Origin of the sequence: Aeromonas sp. s7(2024) (assembly GCF_040907825.1) — a bacterium.
Lineage (GTDB): Bacteria > Pseudomonadota > Gammaproteobacteria > Enterobacterales > Aeromonadaceae > Aeromonas > Aeromonas veronii.
In genome coordinates, this window is sequence record NZ_JBFOCM010000019.1 from 16,526 (window position 1) to 32,422 (window position 15,897).

Sequence of the window (15,897 nt, forward strand, 5' to 3'; positions counted from 1 at the left end):
AAGCCACGCCGTTTTTAGCGGCGCAATGGCCGGGAAATGGCCCGGAAGTGCCAAATTCAGGTTGAGACAGCGCCCGTAATAAGGGATCATACCCGGCTTGACGGCGGGGGGATGAGGGTGCCAGCCGGCACAACTTCCGCCAGTGACGCTTTTTTGAGGTGAGCCATGAGTCAGGCGAACAGCCCAACTAACTTTATTCGTCAGATCATTGATGAAGATCTGGCCAGCGGTAAGCACAGCAGCGTGCATACCCGTTTTCCGCCCGAGCCGAACGGTTATCTCCATATCGGCCACGCCAAATCCATCTGCCTGAACTTCGGCATCGCCCGCGACTATCAGGGCCAGTGCAACCTGCGTTTCGATGACACCAACCCGGTGAAGGAAGATATCGAGTACGTAGAGTCCATCAAGCAGGACGTACAGTGGCTCGGCTTCCAGTGGAACGGCGAGATCTGCTACTCCTCCGACTATTTCGACAAGCTGCACGGCTACGCCATCGAGCTGATTGAAAAGGGTCTGGCCTATGTGGACGAGCTGACCCCCGAGCAGATGCGCGAGTACCGTGGCACCCTGACTGAAGCAGGCAAGAACAGCCCGTTCCGCGATCGCAGTGTGGAAGAGAACCTGGCGCTGTTTGCCAAGATGAAGAACGGCGAGTTCGCCGAAGGCACCGCCTGCCTGCGCGCCAAGATCGACATGGCATCCCCCTTCATGGTGATGCGTGATCCGGTTATCTACCGTATCAAGTTTGCCCACCATCACCAGACCGGTGACAAGTGGTGCATCTACCCGATGTATGACTTCACCCACTGCATCTCGGACGCGCTGGAAGGGATCACCCACTCCATCTGTACCCTGGAGTTCCAGGACAACCGTCGTCTGTACGACTGGGTGCTGGACAACATCACCATCGACTGCCACCCCCGTCAGTACGAGTTCTCTCGTCTGAACCTCGAATACACCGTCATGTCCAAGCGCAAGCTGAACCTGCTGGTGACCGAGAAGCACGTCGATGGTTGGGATGACCCGCGCATGCTGACCGTCTCCGGTCTGCGTCGTCGTGGTTACACCCCGGCCTCCATCCGCGAGTTCTGCAAGCGCATCGGCGTCACTAAGCAGGACAACATCGTCGAGATGAGTATGCTGGAAGCCTGCATCCGCGAAGACCTCAACGAGCATGCGCCGCGCGCCATGGCCGTGCTGCATCCGGTGAAAGTGGTCATCGAGAACCTGGCTGCCGACGAAGTGCTGACTGCTCCGGCTCACCCGAGCAATGCCGAGATGGGTACCCGCGAGTTGAACTTCACCCGCGAGATCTTCATCGATGAAGCGGACTTCAAAGAAGAGGCGAACAAGCAGTTCAAGCGTCTGGTGCTGGGCAAGGAAGTGCGTCTGCGCAATGCCTATGTGATCAAGGCCGAGCGCATCGAGAAAGATGCCGATGGCAAAGTCACCTGCATCTACTGCTCATACGACCCCGAGACCCTGGGCAAGGATCCGGCCGATGGCCGCAAGGTGAAAGGGGTGATCCACTGGGTCAGCGCCACTCACTCCCTGCCAGCCGAAGTGCGTCTTTACGACCGTCTGTTCAAGGTACCGAACCCGGGCGCCGAGGATGACTTCGAAGCTGCCTTGAATCCGGAATCCCTGGTGATCATCGAGGGGGCTCGTGTCGAGGCTTCGCTCAAGAACGCCAAGCCGGAGCAGGCTTACCAGTTCGAGCGTGAAGGTTACTTCTGCGCCGACAACAAGCTCTCCAGCCCCGAGCATCTGGTGTTCAACCGCACCGTTGCCCTGCGCGACTCCTGGGGCAAGGTAGAAGGCTAAGCCGATGGGGCAGGGGAGACCCTGCCTTGTGTGCTGCCAACGGCCTGCGCCGGACAATAAAAAAGCCAGCATCAGCTGGCTTTTTTATTGTCCGTTATCTGCAAGTCGCGGCCGACTTATTCGTCGTGCTTGCACTCACCGGTAGCACAGTGACCGTAGAGGTAGAGGCTGTGGTTGGTGAGACGGATATTGAATTTTTTGGCGATCTCGCGCTGACGCTGTTCGATCACTTCGTCGGAGAACTCGATCACCTTGCCGCAGTCGAGGCAAACCAGGTGGTCGTGGTGCTCCTGAGTGGCCAGCTCGAATACCGACTTGCCACCTTCGAAGTGGTGACGGGTAACGATACCGGCATCATCAAACTGGTTGAGAACGCGATAGACGGTAGCGAGACCAATCTCTTCACCCAGGTCGATCAGTCGTTTATAGAGATCTTCGGCGCTGGTGTGCTGGCAGTCCGGCTGTTGCAGGATTTCCAGGATTTTGACCCGGGGCAAGGTGATCTTGAGCCCGGCCTTTTTTAACGCTTGGTTGTTGTCTGCCATATTCTACTTATTCGCATTCTCGAAGGTGGGGTTATTCTGATGGACTGCCGCAGGAATGGCAACCTTGAACTCGCTTGGCCTGTCATTATAGGTCGTAGCCTCCCTAAAAATAAACCCAGCAATTCAAGGGGTTTAGCCATAAATGGCCGGTTGGATTGAAATAATCAATCGTGTCGTCCGACTTGCTGGCATGGCAGATGTTGATAAGATGTAACTTTCATATTCTGGTCGGATGAGATCCATGGATTGGCTTTTTGACAATGCGGCCTGGGTGCGCCGCGCACTCAACGCCTGGCCCCCCTTCTGGGGCGCTGGTATCAAGATAGAGACCCTGAGCGATGATTTTCGCTACTGCCGGGTGACCCTCAAATCCCGCTGGTGGAACAAAAACGCCAACCGCACCCAGTTTGGCGGCAGCATGTTTGCCATGACTGACCCCATCTATCCGCTGATGCTGATGGGCTACTTCAAGAATCGCTACTACGTCTGGGACAAGGCGGGCAGCATCAACTACATCAAGCCGGGCAAGGGCAAGCTGGTGGCCGAGTTTAACCTGACCGAGGGCAAGCTGGCCGAAATCGTGGCGGCGACCGAAGGTGGCAACAAACACTTCCCAGAATTCGAGGTCTCGGTGCAGGACAAGAGCGGCGAGCTGGTGGCGCAGGTCAAGCGCACCCTCTATGTGCGGGCCAAACCGGAGCACAGAGGGGAATAACAGGGGTGAATAAAGGCAGGCATCGCCACTTGCAGATACAACAAGGGCCCCGTCGGGGCCCTTGTTGTCAGAGATATGAGGGGAAGCGGATTACTCCAGCTCGCCCAGGCACATCTCTTCGTGCAGTTGCTTGCACCAGCCCTTGACGCGCTCGGCGGTCAGCTCCGGCTGGCGATCTTCATCGATACCCAGACCGACAAAGTGCTTGTCATCGACCAGTGCCTTGGAGGCTTCGAACTCGTAGCCGGCAGTCGGCCAGTGACCGATGATGATGGCGCCTTTGGCTTCGACGATGTCACGCAGGGTGCCCATGGCGTCGAGGAAGTACTCGGAATAGTCTTCCTGATCACCGCAACCGAAGATGGCGACCAGCTTGTTGGTGAAGTCGATTTCGCCCAGATCGGGGAAGAAGTCGTCCCAGTCGGCCTGGGCTTCGCCGTAGTACCAAGTCGGGATGCCGAACATCAGCAGATCAAAGCTCTCGATGTCGGCCTTGCTGCTCTTGGCGATGTCACGGACTTCAATCAGGTTTTTGCCCAGCTCTTTCTGGATCATCTTGGCGACAGCTTCGGTGTTACCGGTATCGCTGCCAAAAAACAGACCTACACTTGCCATAGTGTTTAGTTACCCGTATTTGGTGTTAATGCTCAACGCTCAGACTGCAATGTCCACCGCAAAGGCGGACTCAATCTGTTGTTTCAGGATAGATTGGATCAGCTCGGCTCGGCTGATGTTCTGTTGTAACGCAAGTTGGTTCAGGCGCTCCAGCAATTCGGCCTCCACCTTTAACTCTACCCGCTTCAGCCCATTTTCCCGATCGCGCTTAAGCTGGTTACGCTTGTTGATCTTGAGCTGGGTCTCGCGGGGGAGTGGATTGGTCTTTGGCCTGCCGGGGCGCTTCTCATTTGCGAACAGATCCAGTGTTGTTCGATCAGTTTGCTGTTTGGCCATACATCACAGATGAAAATAAGTTAGCCGAGTCCTGAGCCTTCCCAGCCCAGTTCGATCAGCCCCTTGGCGACAAAACCCGCACAACCCAGAAACAGTACCAACCAGACGATAAAACGACCGAAACGGGGCACGTTGCCGCGCTTGAGCACGTCCTGAATGGCCAGGCCAATCAATATGAAAATGGCCACAAAGAATAACTTGAGGCCCAAACTTTCGATCAGGTCGATATGTTCACTTAGCATGGATTGCGCACACTCCTTATGACGGGCGCACTATATCACAAAGGATTTGAAACTGTTAACCGCCTGTCGACAGGAAATCCACAACCAATTTGTTGAACAGAGCCGGTTTTTCCGCATGCAACCAGTGGCCGGTACCCGCGATGACACGCACCTTTGCCGCCGGGAATTGGGCCAGTGCCGTCTCGCTGTATTGGGGCTGCATATAGTCAGAATTCCCCCCCTTGATAAAGAGCACCGGCCCCTCGAAGCGGCGTTCATCGTCTGGCCAGCCCATGATGTTGGCGTAGTTTTGCTCAAGGGCGGGCACATTGAAGCGCCAACCCCAGCCATGCTCGCCTCTGGCGAAGGACTTGAGCAGGAACTGGCGTACCCCGGCGATCTCGATATGCTGCGCCAGCATGGCTTCCGCTTCACTGCGGCTTTGCGGCGGCGTGCGTAGTGTGGCGTTGAGTCCGGCGAACACATTCTGGTGGCGGGAGTGGGGATAGGCGACTGGCGCCATGTCGGCCACCACCAGCTTGGTCACCCGCTCAAGCGCCAGCTTGGCGACCTGCATCGCCACCTTGCCGCCCATCGAGTGGCCAATCAGGGTCGCTTCAGCAATATTCAGCCGATCCATCAGGGCCAGGATATCGGCTGCCTGGGCCGGATAGCTCATCTCGCTGCTATGAAAGGAGGCGCCGTGGTTGCGCAGATCGACGCTGATGACCCGGTACTGTTCGCAGAGGGCTCGGGCCAGCAGGCCGAGGTTGTCGAGGCTGCCAAACAGGCCGTGGATCAGAATGACCGCCGGGCCCTGACCCTGCTCCTTGAAGTTCAATATGCTGTTTTGTTGCAAAATGACACCTTGTCGGTCGTGGGTGCGTATCGCTGTTTTATTTAACGCACTGGAAAGAAAAGGATTTCGTCCAATGGATTGGGATTTTATGTGGTTTTTTTTCTAAAAAATCCTGTCCGGATCGGCTATCAGTGCGGCTGATCACACACTTGGCCCGCTATTATGCCGTATTCTCGATGAGATTCATGTACATCTGCCAGCCCCTTGCTTGGGCTGTCGGGTTTGCCTATGTATAATCGCCGCATCCGAATTTCGACGAGTCCAGCGCATCCCTATGAAAACCATCGAGCTTGATGACGATCTCTACTTCTATATCGCCAGCCAGACCCGGCACATTGGTGAGAGTGCCTCCGATATCCTGCGCCGTCTGCTGGAACAGCCTGCTAACCAACGTGTGCCGGTTGCCGAGCCCGTTGCCGTCGCGCAGCCCAGTACGGTAGCCACCCAACAAGGGCTGCAAGCCCTGCTCGATTCCGGTGAGCTGCAAAAAGAAGAGAAGTCCATCAACCGCTTTATGCTGGTGCTGAGTACCCTCTACCGGGATAACCCGGAAGGCTTTACCCAGGCCACCGAAATCAAGGGGCGCAAGCGCGTCTATTTCTCGCAGGATCCCGAGGCTCTGCGTGCCAGCGGTAGCACCACCAAGCCCAAGCCGGTACCGGAGACCCCGTTCTGGGTGATCACCAACACCAACACCAGCCGCAAGCAGAATATGGTGGCCCAGCTGATGGCCAGCATGGGCTATGGCGAAGAGGTGATCGCGCAGGTGTGTGGCGCAATTTAACGATTCTTCAAGACTCAGGCCTTGCCCGGCAAGGCCGCCATTACGCAAGGAAAACGCCATGGCTCAGCATTCCCACGCCGGTCAACCGGCCCGTTTAAGCGATCTGACCAACATCCCCCGTCTGGTCAGCGCCTACTACCTCAACAAGCCGGACATGAGCCGCCCCGAGCAGCGGGTTGCCTTCGGTACCTCTGGCCACCGTGGCAGCGCCCTGCACAACGCCTTCACCGAATCCCATATCCTGGCGGTGACCCAGGCCCTGGTGGAGTATCGCCAGCAGGCCGGCATCACTGGCCCGTTGTTTGTCGGTATGGATACCCACGCCCTGTCCGAATCCGCCTTTGCCAGCGCCGTCGAAGTGCTGGCGGCCAACGGCGTCGAGACCCGCATTCAGGCTGGCCTCGGTTTTACCCCGACCCCGGTCATCTCTCACGCCATCCTGCGCCACAATGCAGGCAAACCGGCTGCCCGTGCTGACGGCGTGGTGATCACTCCGTCTCACAACCCGCCGGAAGATGGTGGCTTCAAGTACAACCCGCCTCACGGTGGCCCCGCCGAAGGGGAGATCACCAAGTGGGTCGAGGACCGTGCCAACGCCATTCTGGAAGCGGGTTTGGCTGGCGTGAAACGGATGCCGTTCGCCGAGGCGCTCAAGAGCCCGTTCGTGGTCGAGCACGACTATGTCACCCCCTATGTGGATGATCTGAAGAACGTGCTGGACATGGATGCCATCAAGAACGCGGGCATCAAGATCGGTGTCGATCCGCTGGGCGGCTCCGGCGTCGCCTACTGGGACGTCATCGCCAAGACCTATGGCCTGAACATCGAGGTGGTGAACTACAAGGTCGACCCGACCTTCTCCTTCATGACCCTGGATAAAGACGGCAAGATCCGGATGGACTGCTCCAGCCCGTTCGCCATGGCGAGCCTGATTGCCCTCAAGGACAAGTTCGACATTGCCCTTGGCAACGACCCTGACTACGACCGTCACGGTATCGTCACCAAGTCTGGCCTGATGAACCCGAACCACTATCTGGCGGTAGCAATCCAGTATCTGTTTACCCATCGCACCGGCTGGTCTGCCGATGCGGCCGTCGGCAAGACGCTGGTCTCCTCTTCCATGATTGACCGGGTGGCCGGCGAGATTGGCCGCACCCTGAAAGAGGTGCCGGTCGGCTTCAAGTGGTTCGTGGATGGCCTCTACAGCGGCGAGTTCGGCTTTGGCGGCGAGGAGAGCGCTGGCGCCTCCTTCCTGCGCAAAGATGGCACCGTCTGGACCACCGACAAGGATGGTTTCATTCTGGCGCTGCTGGCGGCCGAAATTCTGGCGGTCACCGGCAAGGATCCGCAAGCCCACTACGACGCACTGGAAGCCAAGTTCGGCCGCTCCAGCTATCGCCGTATCGACGCCCCGGCCAACAGTGCCCAGAAAGCGGTGCTCTCCAAGCTGGATCCTGCACTGGTAGAAGCCTCCACCCTGGCGGGTGAGCCCATCATCGCCAAGCTGACCAAGGCGCCGGGCAACGATGCCGCCATCGGTGGTCTCAAGGTGGTGACCGAGAACGGCTGGTTCGCGGCGCGCCCCTCCGGCACCGAGTCTATCTACAAGATCTACATGGAGAGCTTCAAGGGCGACGCGCACCTCGACCTTATCCAGCAGGAAGCCCAGCAGATCGTCTCTGCTGCGCTGGCCAAGGCAGGCGTCTAAATCAGGTAGCCATCCTTGAGCCCCTGATGGGGTGGAACGTTGAATATAACAAAGGAGCCATGATGGCTCCTTTTTCATTGTCAGTTTTATGCCAGCGAGTTGTCAGCGCGCCGCCTTCACCGCCAGACCCAGCTGCCATACCGCCATGGCATAGTGGGTGCTGTGGTTGTAGCGGGTGATGGCGTAGAAGTTGGGCAGGCCGTACCAGTATTGGTAGCCGGTGCCGACATCGAGGCGCAGCAGGCTCGCCTCGCTGTGGTTGCCAAGGCTGCTGGTGGGGGTCAGCCCGGCGCGACGCAGGGAGGCGACCGGGTAGCGGGTCTGGAAGCCATGCTCATAGCCGGGCAGTTGGCCCTGACCACGCACCGCCACCGGTTGCCCTTTCTCCCAGCCATGGGCCTTGAAGTAGTTGGCGACGCTGCCGATGGCATCCACCGGATCCCACAGGTTGGTGTGGCCGTTGCCGTCAAAGTCCACCGCATAGCGCTGGAAGCTGGAGGGCATAAACTGGCCGTAGCCCATGGCACCCGCATAGGAGCCCTTGGGTTCGGTGGGATCCATCCCCTCATCGCGGGTCATCACCAGGAAGGCTTCCAGCTCGCTGGTGAAGAATTCGGCGCGGCGCGGGTAATCAAACGCCAGGGTGGCCAGTGCATCCAGAATGCGGGTCTTGCCCATCACCCGGCCCCAGCGGGTCTCGACCCCGATAATGCCGACGATGATCTCGGGCGGCACCCCGTAGGTCTGCTCCGCCCGGTTCAGCTCGCTTGCGTATTCACGCCAGAAGTTGACGCCGTTCTGTACGTTGTCCGGGGTGATGAACTTGGCGCGATAGCGGTTCCAGGCACCGGTCGGGCCAGTGGGCTTGGCGGTGGTCGGCGCCTGGGCATCCATCAGGCGGATGATCCAGTCGTAACGCTCTGCCTGTGCCAGCACCTGATGCAGTTGGGCGTTGTCAAAACCGTGCTTCTCGACCATCTTCTGGACGAATCTGTCCACGTTTGGGCGATTGGCGAAGTCCCCCTTGCTAACCCCTTGTGTATAAACGGGTTTGCTCGATGGCGCCTGATTGATAAAGGCGCTCTTGGGCTGGGGGACGACCACGGGCTTTGGCGCAGGGGCGCTGCTGCAGCCACCGAGCAGGGGGAATAACGACAGAGTGAGAAGAGAGGCAAGGCGACGCATAGGGTTCTCAAAGAGACTGATAAAAGTGCCGTCATGGTAAAACATTGTCATCCCCGTGCAAGTGTTCCGTGTGCCTTGTTTGCCGCCAATTCATCGTGCGATGGATTAGCCCTCCGGTGAGGGCTGTGCTGTTTATGGCTGGGGGGGACGCAGGGTGTGGTAACCGCTCCAGAGCCGGGTCAGGGTGGTGATGGCGCAGAGCATTGCAAAGCCGTAGGCGAGCGGGGCGAAGGCGGTGGGCCACAGGCACATCAGCACAAAGAGGGCGATGGTCTCGCTCCCCTCGGTGAGGCCGCCCAGATAGTAGAGGGATTTGTGGTGGTAGACCGGATTGTCGATCCCCCGCTTGCCCGCCATGATGGCAAACGCCAGAAAGCTTGACCCTGTGCCCATAAAGGCAAACAGCAGGGTGGCGGCGGGTAGTGGATTGGCGGGGGCGGCGAGGGCAAAGCCCAGCACCACGGCGGCGTAGAAGATAAAATCCAGCGTGATGTCGAGAAAGCCGCCGCAGTCGGTGATGCCGGTTTCCCGCGCCACGGCGCCATCGAGCCCGTCCAGCAGCCGGTTGAGCAGGATGGCCGCGAGCGCCCACGGATAGCAGCCAAAGGCCAGTAGCGGCAGCGCCAGCATGCCGATGGCAAAGCCGGTGAGGCTCACCTGATTGGCACTGATCCCGGCGCGGCAGAGCGGCTTGGCGAGCTGGGTGAGGGGGCTGCGGATCACGGGGATCAGATGGCGATCAAACAAGGTGAACTCCTTGGTCAAAAACAGGATTCGGTGAGATTGAGTATGGTGCCCGGCGCATCCTCTTCGTCGTGGGTCACCAGAATCGCGGGGATGGCCAGCGTCTTGATCTGCGCGAATACCAGCTCGCGAAAGGCGGCCCGCAGTGGCTTGTCGAGGCGGGAGAAGGGCTCGTCCAGCAGCAGGGCATCGGGTTCCGCCAACAGCGCCCGCAGCAGACTGACCCGCGCTCGCTGACCCCCTGACAACAGTTGTGGCAGCTTGTCAGCCTGATCCGCCAGTGCGACTTGTGCCAATGCGGCCAGTGCTTTTTCCCGCCGAGCGTGTTTTCCCTTGATGGCCGCAGGCATACCGAACATCAGGTTCTCCGCCACCGTCAGATGGTCAAACAGCAGGTCATCCTGAAACAGCATGCCGATGCGCCGCGCCTGCGGCGGTAGGGCGTTGAGTAGCCGCTCGCCAAGCCTTATCTCCCCCTCCAGCCGGATCGGGCCACTATCTGTCTGCGCGCCGGGCAGTACTCCTGCCAGCCCTGCCAGCAGGGAACTTTTACCGCAACCGCTCGGCCCCATCAGGGTCAATACCTCGCCGGGGGCCACCTGCAGGGGGGGCAGCGAAAGCAGCAGATTTTCATCAAGGTAAAGCCGAAGAGGCGTGGTGCTCAGCATATGGCTGTTTCCATCATCAGAGTTCATCGTGAGCCGCCCCCCTTGAGCGCCGGATTGATCCGCGCCGGTAACCAGAGCGCCAGCAGATAGATAATGAGCGGCAGCAGCAGTTGCAGCAGGCCGTAGAGTCCCGCCAGCCGTCTGTTGAGGCCGCTGCCAATGGCTACCGCTTCGGTGGTGATGGTGACCACCCTGCCAGCGCCAAACAGCAGGGTCGGCAGATACTGGGCCAAACTCACCGCCGCCCCGACTCCGAAGGCAAACAGCAGCGGGCGCGCCAGCAGCGGCGCTTTCACTTGCCACCAGGCTCGCCATGGCGTTGCCCCCAGCAGCAGGGCGCTCTGGGTGATCCGCGGATCGAACTGGCGATAGGGGCCGTGCAGACACAAATAGACATAGGGAAAGACAAACAGCAGCTGACTCCAGATCACCCAGCCCCAGCCAATGCCGCTGCTTATCGAGTCATGTGCAAGCCAGTCCAGCCCGAGCCGGATACCAAACAGCAGGCTCGCTTGCGGCAGCAACAACGGCAGGCAGATAAGCCAGAGAGGCCAGGGGCGGCGGCCGGCTTGTGCCTCCAGACTGCACACCGCCATTCCCAGTGCCAGCAAGCCGCTCACCAGCGCCAGCAGTGTGCTGGTTGTCAGCAGCGGCAGCAGGGTTGGCAGCAGATCCAGCCAGTAGTGACTGCTCCACTGGCTGGGCCAGAGGGCGGGAAAGGGCCAGCGGCGCGCCAGTGACCAGAGCAGCAGCGCCGCCAGCACCGCCAGATTGAGGGTGATCAGGGTGAAGGCAAAGCCCGCTGCGAGCCGGTTGGCAAAGAAGTGGGGCGCCGCCCGTTTGCCATCGAGCCAGCAGCCTTTGCCCATCTCTTTATGAAGCCACTCCAGTAATCTGAGCAGAGCGATGAGCAACGCCGTGATGGCGAGCAGCAGCAGGGCGCCGCTGGCGGTGGCTCCGCGCCAGAGCAGATCCGGGTCCTGATACCAGAGCCACAACCGCACCGCCAGCGGGGCGGGGGCATCGGGCCCGAGCAACTGGGCGAGATCCACCACCGCCACTCCGTAGGCCGCCACCGCATAGATGGGCAGGCGCAGGGCAGGCCACAGCGCTGGCAGCAGCAGGCGCCACCAGATCTGGGGGGCGCTGAAACCGAGGCTCGCCCCCAGCCACTGCTGGCGTGCCAGCAGGATGGGTTGCTGCGCGGCCATCGCCATCAGCAGCAGAAAGGGGGTCTCCTTGAAAACGAGCAGTGCAATCAGCCCGAGCCCCCAAGGATCCCGAATGGTCTGCCAATCGGGGGGAAGATCAAACCCCGTTAGAGCTGGCGAGAGGAGCCGCAGCAGCCAGCCGGAGGGGGCGAGCAGAAAGGCAAAGCCGATGGCAAAGGCGACGTGGGGCATGGCCAGCATGGGCGAGAGCAGGCGACGGAGCAGCCCGAAAGCCCGACTGTCGCTGTGGGCCAGCAGCAGGGCGGTCAACAGCAGGCTGCCAAGGGTCGAGGCGGCGCCAATCCACAGGCTCAGTGCTGCTGAGTGCCAAAGACCGGGTTGGGCGAGCAGCAAGGCGAGATGAGAGGCGGCCATCCCCTCCGCCAGCAGTTGCCACAGCCCCGCCAGTAGGGGGATGACAAAGATCGCCAGATAAATGACCGCCATCCCCACATTCATACTGGGATGGCGTGTCAAGCGGCGCCACGGTCGGGAGCGGGAAAGCGGGTGACCAGCGGCACTCATCAGTGACCGTAACGCTCGGCCCAGGCCGCTTCTAGCTTGATTTGCCAGCTGGGGTGAGGCTCGGCCACTGCTTTGAAGCGCAGCGCCGGTTGCCCCTTGGCTGAATCAGGCAGCGCATCGGTCCGCAGCACGCTGGGATCACCCCAGAAGGCCGGATTGGCCTTGCGCGCCTGAGCGGCAGGGCTTAGCAGGAAGTTGGCTACCACCTTGGCACCCGCACGGGCACTGGCGTTGAAGGGGATGGCGAGAAAATGGCTGTTGGTGAGCGCCCCTTTCTCCATGGCGACGGCTTCCACGCTGGGGGGCAGGGCGCCAATCTGGGCGGCGCTCTGCGCCTCCTGCGGATTGAAGCTGATGGCCATGGCCAGTTCGCCATCATCGAGTAGCTGGCGGGTTTCGGCGGCGCTGGTGGGGAACAGTTTGCCCTTGCGCCAGAGTGCCGGATGCAGCTCATCGAGCCAGGCCCAGAGCGGGGTGGTCACGTTGGCAAAGTCGCTCTCGGCCGCCTCCCGATAGAGGGGGGTGGGATCCGGCGTCAACTCCAGCAGGATCTGCTTGAGAAAGCTGGAGCCATGGAACTGGGGCGGCTTGGGATAGGTGAAACGGCCGGGATGGGCCTTGGCCCACGCAAGCAGGGCAGCTGCCGAGGTGGGCGGGCTGGCGACCTCTTCGGTGTTGACCATCAGATTGAGCTGGCCGATGCCCCAGGGGGCTTCCAGCCCTTCCACCGGCAGGGTGAAGTCCTCACTCACCGGCAGGCTGCTGTCGACCAGCGCCATGTTGGGCAGCTCAGTGGTAAAGGGAGCACCGAGCAGCCCCTGCTCCTTGAGCGCCTTGAAGTTCTCGCCGTTGACCCAGAGCAGATCGATGGGCCCGCCTGCTTGCTTGCCCGCCTGCTTGTTGGCCAGCAACTGGCTGACGCTCTGGGCGATGTCATCCACCTTCACCTGCACCAGTTTGACCTGATAGTCGCGTGCCAGCTCCTGCCCGGCCCACACCAGATAGGCGTTGATCTCCGGGCTGCCGCCCCAGGCGTTGAAGTAGACGGTCTGCCCCTTCGCCTCCTCAAGGGTCCGTTGCCAGTTGTCATCAGGGCTGGCTAACAGCGGGCCGCTTGCCAGCAGTGGCAGGGCGCACAGCAGGGCGTTTAGCCGCTGTTTGAGCTGTGAGTTGAGTTGTGAGAATGGCTTGAGCATAAATGTTTCCCTGATTGTCAGGCGCCACGGCGCCAGCGGTGATAACGAGCCAGCAACGCCAGCACCCGGGTGGGCTGGTGGGCCCGTTTCCATTCACCTGCCACGTATTTGTTCCCCTCCATCAGGGTGGGATAGGCGTGAATGGTGCCGAGGATCTTGCCTAGGCCGAGGCGGTGACGCATGGCGAGCACGAACTCGGCAATCCGCTCACCGGCGTGAGTGCCCACTATGGTGGCGCCAAGGATAGTATCCTTGCCCGGCACGGTCAGCACCTCGACAAAACCGTGGCGCTCGCCATCGGCGATGGCGCGATCCAGCTCGGCCAGCTCGAAGCGGGTCGCCTCGAAGGGAATTCCCTGCGCCTCGGCCTCCTTGCTATTGAGGCCAACCCGGGCAATCTCCGGAGTTGTGTAGGTGGCCGCCGGAATGACCCGATAGTCGGCCCGAAAGCGCTTGAACTGGCCAAACAGGGCATTTACTGCCGCATACCAGGCCTGATGGGCGGCAAAGTGGGTGAACTGGTAAGGGCCCGCTACGTCTCCCACTGCCAGTATGCTGGGGAAGTTGGTGGCAAGAAAACCATCGACTGCGATGGTGCCGCGGGGGGCCAGCTCGACCCCCAACGCTTCGAGCCCGAAGCCGCTGACGTTGGCGACTCGACCCAGTGCCAGCAGCAGTTGATCCCCTTCCACCACCTGTGTCTCATCGCCTCGGCGCAGTTGCAGCCGGATGGGGAGATCCCCCTTGGCTGCGGGCAGATAGTCGGCTCGCTCGGCGCGCCAGCCGGTGAGTAGCTGCACACCATCGCGGCTCATCTGCCCTGCCAGGGCGTCGGCTACCTCTCTCTCTTCGCGGGGCAGCAGTTGCTCCGAGAGTTCCACCAAGGTCACGGGAATGCCTAGCAGGGCGAAGCTCTGGGCCAGCTCGCAGCCGATGGGGCCGCCGCCCAGCACCAGCAGGCGGCGCGGCGGGGTGCGCAGTTGCCAGAGGCTATCCGAGGTGAGGTAAGGCACCTGATCCAGCCCCGGCAGGTTGGGCACCAGCGGTCGGGCACCGGTGGCGATAACGATATGGCGGCTGGCAAGGCGCTGGCCGTTAACCTCCACTTCCCAGGGGGAGACCAGTCGTGCCTCTCCCTCGATGCACTCCACCCCGAGCCCCTGATAGCGTTCGATGGAGTCGTGGGGCTCGACCTCCTTGATAACCTCAGCCACCCGCTCCATCACGGCGGCAAAATCGGCGCGGGAGTGGCTTGGGCTAAAGCCCAGCTCGTCGGCTTTACGCTGCTCTGCGGCAAAGCGGGCGCTTCGGATCAATGCCTTGGAGGGGACACAGCCGCTGTTGAGGCAATCGCCCCCCATCTTGTGCTTCTCGATGAGCGCCACCTTGGCCTTCACCGCTGCCGCGATATAGCTGGTAACCAGCCCACCGGCGCCCGCACCTATCACCAGCAGGTTGTAGTCATAGCGAGCGGGTTTGCGATAGGGGGCGAGCAGGCGCCGCTGGGCGAGGTGGGCGGTCAACTTCTTGACCAGCCAGGGCATCAGCCCCAGCAGGGTCAGCGCCACCATCAGGCCGGGGGAGAGGATATTGCCGGTGCTGGTTAACTGGCCAAGCTCGCTGCCCGCCAGTACATAGACGAAGGTGCCGGGTAGCATGCCAAGCTGGCTGACCCAGTAGTAGGTGCTGACTCTGATGGGGGTGAGCCCCATCAGCAGATTGACCAGAAAGAAGGGGAAGATGGGGATGAGGCGCAGGCTCAGCAGATAGAAAGCCCCCTCCTTCGCCATGCCGGACTGAAAGGTGGCCAGCTTGTCGCCAAAGCGGGCGGTGACCCAGTCGCGCAGCAGAAAGCGGGCGCTGAGAAAAGCCAGGGTTGCGCCTAGGGTGCTGGCGAAGGAGACCAGCAGCAGCCCCCAGCCGACGCCGAACACCGCGCTGCCACCCAGGGTGAGCAGGCTGGCGCCGGGCAGGGAGAGGGCGGTGCTCAGCACATAGATAAGCACGAACAGCAGGCTGGCCGAGACAAAGTGACTGTCGACCCATTGCGCCACTGCCGCCTGCTGGGCCTGCAAGGCGTCCAGAGTGAGGTAACGGCCAAGATCGAGGGCAAAAAAGGTGCCGATAAGGCCCCCCATCACCAGTGCAAGCAGCAGGCGGGTCCGGTTCATCAGGCGTCCTTGCTGTCTGGCTTGGCAGGGCGTTCCGGTTGCACCGGCAGCTGGCAGAAGCCCTGCGGCGCGATATCGAGGGCCGCGTTGAACTTGGCCGACATGTTCTGGAAGGCGATAAGGCCGGTCAACTCCACCATGGCATCGTCATCGAACCAGAGCTTGAGGCGGGCCGCCTGCTCGTCGCTCACCCCATCGAGGCCAGTCATCGCTTCTGTGTAGTCGAGCACCGCTTTTTCCCGCTCGTCGAACAAGGGGCTTTCGCGCCAGTTGGCCAGCGCCTCCACCTTCTCGCTGGAGCCGGCTCTCTTTACCAGGGTCATGGCGTTGATGTCGACGCAAAAACGACACCAGTTGAGCTGGGAGACCCGCACCGTCACCAGCGAGCGCAGCACGGGATCGATGGGGGAGCGCTTGCGGTTGATGACGCCGTAGAGGGTGGCGACGGCGGCAAAGAGGCGCGGCGAGCGGCCCCAGCACTTGCCCGGAATAAGCACCTGACCATAGTTGCGCTTTTGTAGCCAGAAAAAGGGGCGGATAAACCAGGCATATTCCCGGTCGGGTTTGACCTCAACGCGCATCAGTTA

Annotated in this window: 16 protein-coding genes; 4 read left to right on the forward strand and 12 right to left on the reverse strand. The window is 60.9% G+C overall.

Annotation, left to right across the window (positions count from 1 at the left end; translation table 11 throughout):
* The first annotated feature begins 165 nt into the window (after positions 1 to 165).
* The gene (gene glnS / locus AB5Y73_RS08070) at positions 166 to 1,827 is read left to right on the forward strand and encodes a glutamine--tRNA ligase (RefSeq protein ID WP_005334302.1); all 1,662 of its coding nucleotides are present in this window, start codon (positions 166 to 168) and stop codon (positions 1,825 to 1,827) included.
* Positions 1,828 to 1,943: 116 nt separating this feature from the next.
* Here glnS and fur read toward each other — a convergent pair whose 3' ends face one another.
* Positions 1,944 to 2,372 carry a ferric iron uptake transcriptional regulator gene (fur, locus tag AB5Y73_RS08075; RefSeq protein ID WP_005334301.1) on the reverse strand — a complete coding sequence of 143 codons (429 nt, stop codon included), beginning with the start codon at positions 2,370 to 2,372 and terminating at the stop codon, positions 1,944 to 1,946.
* A gap of 241 nt (positions 2,373 to 2,613) precedes the next feature.
* Here fur and AB5Y73_RS08080 point away from each other — a divergent pair, with 241 nt between their 5' ends.
* Positions 2,614 to 3,087 (forward strand): DUF4442 domain-containing protein, encoded by a 474-nt coding sequence (locus AB5Y73_RS08080; RefSeq protein WP_058056010.1) that lies wholly within the window; start codon positions 2,614 to 2,616, stop codon positions 3,085 to 3,087.
* A 90-nt stretch (positions 3,088 to 3,177) separates the two neighbouring features.
* Here AB5Y73_RS08080 and fldA read toward each other — a convergent pair whose 3' ends face one another.
* From fldA to AB5Y73_RS08100, 4 genes are read right to left on the reverse strand one after another with little or no spacing between them, the layout of a single operon-like run.
* Entirely contained in the window at positions 3,178 to 3,702 is a 525-nt protein-coding gene (fldA, locus tag AB5Y73_RS08085; RefSeq protein ID WP_005334298.1) for a flavodoxin FldA, read from the reverse strand.
* Positions 3,703 to 3,741: 39 nt separating this feature from the next.
* Entirely contained in the window at positions 3,742 to 4,038 is a 297-nt protein-coding gene (gene ybfE / locus AB5Y73_RS08090; RefSeq protein ID WP_005334297.1) for a LexA regulated protein, read from the reverse strand.
* 20 nt (positions 4,039 to 4,058) lie between these two features.
* Complete coding sequence (locus tag AB5Y73_RS08095) at positions 4,059 to 4,280, reverse strand: DUF2788 domain-containing protein (protein WP_005334296.1); 222 nt, start codon at positions 4,278 to 4,280, stop codon at positions 4,059 to 4,061.
* Positions 4,281 to 4,335: 55 nt separating this feature from the next.
* A complete protein-coding gene (locus AB5Y73_RS08100; RefSeq protein ID WP_235686276.1) occupies positions 4,336 to 5,118 on the reverse strand; it encodes an alpha/beta fold hydrolase in 783 nt (260 codons plus the stop codon).
* 274 nt (positions 5,119 to 5,392) lie between these two features.
* Here AB5Y73_RS08100 and seqA point away from each other — a divergent pair, with 274 nt between their 5' ends.
* Positions 5,393 to 5,902 (forward strand): replication initiation negative regulator SeqA, encoded by a 510-nt coding sequence (gene seqA, locus AB5Y73_RS08105; protein WP_181497181.1) that lies wholly within the window; start codon positions 5,393 to 5,395, stop codon positions 5,900 to 5,902.
* A 58-nt stretch (positions 5,903 to 5,960) separates the two neighbouring features.
* Complete coding sequence (gene pgm / locus AB5Y73_RS08110; protein WP_042080241.1) at positions 5,961 to 7,610, forward strand: phosphoglucomutase (alpha-D-glucose-1,6-bisphosphate-dependent); 1,650 nt, start codon at positions 5,961 to 5,963, stop codon at positions 7,608 to 7,610.
* Positions 7,611 to 7,712: 102 nt separating this feature from the next.
* On the opposite strand, the gene mltB is transcribed toward pgm, so the two are convergent.
* The 7 genes from mltB to AB5Y73_RS08145 all read right to left on the reverse strand — a co-directional run bounded on the left by mltB (position 7,713) and on the right by AB5Y73_RS08145 (position 15,891).
* Positions 7,713 to 8,795 (reverse strand): lytic murein transglycosylase B, encoded by a 1,083-nt coding sequence (gene mltB, locus AB5Y73_RS08115; protein ID WP_181497182.1) that lies wholly within the window; start codon positions 8,793 to 8,795, stop codon positions 7,713 to 7,715.
* 132 nt (positions 8,796 to 8,927) lie between these two features.
* Positions 8,928 to 9,542, reverse strand: a complete 615-nt coding sequence (locus AB5Y73_RS08120; protein ID WP_139406355.1) for a CDP-alcohol phosphatidyltransferase family protein — start codon at positions 9,540 to 9,542, stop codon at positions 8,928 to 8,930.
* 14 nt (positions 9,543 to 9,556) lie between these two features.
* The gene (locus AB5Y73_RS08125) at positions 9,557 to 10,207 is read right to left on the reverse strand and encodes an ATP-binding cassette domain-containing protein (protein WP_064336852.1); all 651 of its coding nucleotides are present in this window, start codon (positions 10,205 to 10,207) and stop codon (positions 9,557 to 9,559) included.
* 23 nt (positions 10,208 to 10,230) lie between these two features.
* Positions 10,231 to 11,865, reverse strand: a complete 1,635-nt coding sequence (locus AB5Y73_RS08130; protein WP_279499468.1) for an ABC transporter permease — start codon at positions 11,863 to 11,865, stop codon at positions 10,231 to 10,233.
* A gap of 77 nt (positions 11,866 to 11,942) precedes the next feature.
* Complete coding sequence (locus AB5Y73_RS08135; RefSeq protein WP_279499469.1) at positions 11,943 to 13,139, reverse strand: ABC transporter substrate-binding protein; 1,197 nt, start codon at positions 13,137 to 13,139, stop codon at positions 11,943 to 11,945.
* Positions 13,140 to 13,156: 17 nt separating this feature from the next.
* Positions 13,157 to 15,310: an FAD-dependent oxidoreductase gene (locus tag AB5Y73_RS08140; RefSeq protein WP_368147448.1), complete on the reverse strand. Its 2,154-nt coding sequence runs from the start codon at positions 15,308 to 15,310 to the stop codon at positions 13,157 to 13,159.
* Positions 15,310 to 15,891 (reverse strand): carboxymuconolactone decarboxylase family protein, encoded by a 582-nt coding sequence (locus AB5Y73_RS08145; RefSeq protein WP_263717628.1) that lies wholly within the window; start codon positions 15,889 to 15,891, stop codon positions 15,310 to 15,312. The genes AB5Y73_RS08140 and AB5Y73_RS08145 overlap by 1 nt, the downstream gene beginning before the upstream one ends.
* Positions 15,892 to 15,897: the final 6 nt, after the last annotated feature.

Bases quoted from the DNA above. Each gene is read 5' to 3' on its own strand.
- glnS (WP_005334302.1), top strand. From the start codon at position 166: ATGAGTCAGGCGAACAGCCCAACTAACTTTATTCGTCAGATCATTGAT.
- fur (WP_005334301.1), bottom strand. From the start codon at position 2,372: ATGGCAGACAACAACCAAGCGTTAAAAAAGGCCGGGCTCAAGATCACC.
- AB5Y73_RS08080 (WP_058056010.1), top strand. From the start codon at position 2,614: ATGGATTGGCTTTTTGACAATGCGGCCTGGGTGCGCCGCGCACTCAAC.
- fldA (WP_005334298.1), bottom strand. From the start codon at position 3,702: ATGGCAAGTGTAGGTCTGTTTTTTGGCAGCGATACCGGTAACACCGAA.
- ybfE (WP_005334297.1), bottom strand. From the start codon at position 4,038: ATGGCCAAACAGCAAACTGATCGAACAACACTGGATCTGTTCGCAAAT.
- AB5Y73_RS08095 (WP_005334296.1), bottom strand. From the start codon at position 4,280: ATGCTAAGTGAACATATCGACCTGATCGAAAGTTTGGGCCTCAAGTTA.
- seqA (WP_181497181.1), top strand. From the start codon at position 5,393: ATGAAAACCATCGAGCTTGATGACGATCTCTACTTCTATATCGCCAGC.
- pgm (WP_042080241.1), top strand. From the start codon at position 5,961: ATGGCTCAGCATTCCCACGCCGGTCAACCGGCCCGTTTAAGCGATCTG.
- mltB (WP_181497182.1), bottom strand. From the start codon at position 8,795: ATGCGTCGCCTTGCCTCTCTTCTCACTCTGTCGTTATTCCCCCTGCTC.
- AB5Y73_RS08125 (WP_064336852.1), bottom strand. From the start codon at position 10,207: ATGCTGAGCACCACGCCTCTTCGGCTTTACCTTGATGAAAATCTGCTG.
- AB5Y73_RS08130 (WP_279499468.1), bottom strand. From the start codon at position 11,865: ATGGCGGTCATTTATCTGGCGATCTTTGTCATCCCCCTACTGGCGGGG.
- AB5Y73_RS08135 (WP_279499469.1), bottom strand. From the start codon at position 13,139: ATGCTCAAGCCATTCTCACAACTCAACTCACAGCTCAAACAGCGGCTA.
- AB5Y73_RS08140 (WP_368147448.1), bottom strand. From the start codon at position 15,310: ATGAACCGGACCCGCCTGCTGCTTGCACTGGTGATGGGGGGCCTTATC.
- AB5Y73_RS08145 (WP_263717628.1), bottom strand. From the start codon at position 15,891: ATGCGCGTTGAGGTCAAACCCGACCGGGAATATGCCTGGTTTATCCGC.